Annotated in this window: 3 protein-coding genes; 2 read left to right on the forward strand and 1 reads right to left on the reverse strand. The window is 58.0% G+C overall.

The window, feature by feature from the left end; all coding sequences use genetic code 11:
- Positions 1-402 precede the first annotated feature (402 nt).
- The gene (gene yidD, locus F2P44_RS34145; protein ID WP_167094510.1) at positions 403-858 is read right to left on the reverse strand and encodes a membrane protein insertion efficiency factor YidD; all 456 of its coding nucleotides are present in this window, start codon (positions 856-858) and stop codon (positions 403-405) included.
- A gap of 141 nt (positions 859-999) precedes the next feature.
- Here yidD and F2P44_RS34150 point away from each other — a divergent pair, with 141 nt between their 5' ends.
- Positions 1,000-1,380, forward strand: coding sequence for a DUF4291 family protein (locus F2P44_RS34150; RefSeq protein WP_267877653.1), 381 nt, complete (start codon positions 1,000-1,002; stop codon positions 1,378-1,380).
- A complete protein-coding gene (locus F2P44_RS36290; protein WP_267877654.1) occupies positions 1,304-1,573 on the forward strand; it encodes a DUF4291 family protein in 270 nt (89 codons plus the stop codon). Before F2P44_RS34150 ends, F2P44_RS36290 begins: the two co-directional genes overlap by 77 nt.
- Positions 1,574-1,940: the final 367 nt, after the last annotated feature.

Below are 1,940 nucleotides of genomic sequence, written 5' to 3' on the forward strand. Positions count from 1 at the left end.
ATGAGATTAACCATGATTCCGCCACCATAACCGACCAGAATTCGTCCAGCATCACGAAAATGCGATGGAAAGTCGCGCTCCCGTGATGCCGGCCAGTTCAGAAAAATCGTTTTGCAATTGGCTCTTCTGCCCTCCCATTTACCTGTTCATTCAATAGATGCGAGCAGCTGGCATTGCCGGTGTAGGCGCAATAAGCGCAGCGGAAACCCTTGCAGGGCGACAGATGGCGCTGGTAGAAACCAATGGCCGATAGTGCGCCTGTTTTCGTCATGTGACGTTATCGCCGTTTCTTGCGACGGCGCCTGTTCGATTTTCAAGGAATACAGCGCACTCCGCGTGGGGGGCACGAGCAGTTGGCGTAACAGCCCGCCGCACGGTATGTGGGATAATCTGGCGTCTGATTCAGGTGCCCACGTTGCGCCGTTCGGATGGCGGCGGAATGTGGATGCGTTCTTCCTCCTCCTGGCGTTGGCTGCTTTTTTTCCACGAATCCCAGCAGTCTTTCGCGTCCAGGCAGTCTGATGCGGACTCGCAGGTATCGCTGGAAGGCGCCGGGACGTCGAACGAACAGTCGCATGGCACATCGCAAAAGCCTCCCTGATTTTTCCTGGTCAGCAGGCGTGGCGGGGCGGGCGGCACAGGTGGCGCGTAGCGGCGGAACGCGATACCGCATTTTCGCAGTCGCCTCAGTAGCACGCCGAAGCCATCCCATACACCGTAACGGCGGATAGCCCGTGCCCCGAGCACCGAACAGCTGGCGTTGCCGGTGTAGGCGCAGTAGGCGCAGCAAAAACCCTTGTAGGGGGACAGATGGCGCTGGTAGAAACCGATGGCCGATAGCGCGAGTGTTTTCATCATGGTGCGGTATCACCGTCTCTTGCAACGGCGCCTGTTTGATTGCCAAGAAGAACATTTCGCACGAAGTATGGTCGCCCGATCCTTCCAGAACAAGCAGGTATTTACGAGGGTTTTCTACCGTAAACTAGGAGAGACATCAGTATGCAGGAAGTTCCACAGAGCGCGTCTGCCATTCCGCTGCGCCAGATCCGTGCCGTGTTTGACGATGCCACCATCCGCGTCTACCAGGCGTATTCCAACGTGATCGCCGATGCGGCATTGGCAGCGGGCACCTTCGTTTCTCCCCCGTTCAAGATGGAGCGCATGACCTGGATCAAGCCTTCGTTTCTATGGATGATGTACCGCGCTGGATGGGGCTTCAAGGATGCTGGTCAGCAGCGCATCCTGGCGATCGATATCAGCCGCGAAGGTTTTGAGTGGGCACTGGCGAACGGCTGTCTGAGCCATGCGGAAGGGGAGGGTGGAGCCGCGCCGGCCCAAAGATCAGTTCCCAGTGCGCATTCAGTGGGACCCCGAGCGTGATCTGCATCTGGACAAGTTGCCGTACAGGTCAATCCAGATTGGTTTGGGGAAGGAAGCGGTGAACCTGTACGTGACGCAATGGATTCGCGGTATTACGGACGTGACGCCGTTGGCCCACGAAATTCATGCGCTGGTGGAAGCGGGGAAGCTGGACGAGGCGCGCGTCCGGCTGCCGGTAGAGCGAGTGTATTGACGTATAACGAAAGGTCGTCAAGCTCGAGGCGCGCAGGGGCGACGTGGCGCGCGGAGAAACGGCTGCGGCGAAGAAGTCGCGTCCCCCAAGCGTGAGGCGTCGACTACGTAACGATGGCGCCGCCGCCGTGCTGCGTTTTTTCGTTAGCATCTAAAAATCGAAGCCGCACCCAGTACCCCACGCGTCAGCCGGGCCAGGGGTATTTTTATCAAATAAGGAAGCTCAGACCTGGCGCTGTTACGGCTCTATGACGTTTTCGGTGAAACTTGACGACCGCCACGGTATCGCCTAATTGAAACCGACCGCTTCACGGCGGCCTGCAAGGGATTGACGGGTAAATGAGCGAGTTTGGACATGCGCAGATAGG

This window comes from Massilia frigida (assembly GCF_011682175.1).
GTDB lineage: Bacteria > Pseudomonadota > Gammaproteobacteria > Burkholderiales > Burkholderiaceae_D > Telluria_A > Telluria_A frigida.

What these genes read in the sequence shown, in the direction of transcription:
- yidD (WP_167094510.1), bottom strand. Translation starts at nt 858, where the DNA reads ATGATGAAAACACTCGCGCTATCGGCCATCGGTTTCTACCAGCGCCAT.
- F2P44_RS34150 (WP_267877653.1), top strand. Translation starts at nt 1,000, where the DNA reads ATGCAGGAAGTTCCACAGAGCGCGTCTGCCATTCCGCTGCGCCAGATC.
- F2P44_RS36290 (WP_267877654.1), top strand. Translation starts at nt 1,304, where the DNA reads ATGCGGAAGGGGAGGGTGGAGCCGCGCCGGCCCAAAGATCAGTTCCCA.